At 59.3% G+C, this 290-nt stretch carries 1 protein-coding gene; it reads left to right on the forward strand.

Annotation, left to right across the window (positions count from 1 at the left end; all coding sequences use genetic code 11):
• The coding region (locus tag AC0L3B_RS39285; protein ID WP_473383155.1) for a hypothetical protein at window positions 1–290 on the forward strand (290 nt) is incomplete at both ends.

Below are 290 nucleotides of genomic sequence, written 5' to 3' on the forward strand. Positions count from 1 at the left end.
GTCACGCTGTACGAATACACCAGCGGTACCGGTGCGAATATCAGCATGGTGCCTATCAGCATCGGCGACTTGCTCGGCGCGCTGATCATCATTGGTATCACCTTCGCCCTGGCGCGCAACCTGCCAGGCTTACTCGAAGTACTGGTGCTGTCCAAACTGGAGCTTGCCCAAGGCAGCGCCTATGCCACCACGACGTTGCTGTCGTATGTGATCGCCGGTGTGGGTTTTGTCTCGACGCTTTCCACCCTCGGCGTGAGCTGGGACAAGTTGCAGTGGCTGGTGGCGGCGTT

The organism is Bradyrhizobium sp. Kon56 (genome assembly GCF_055807635.1).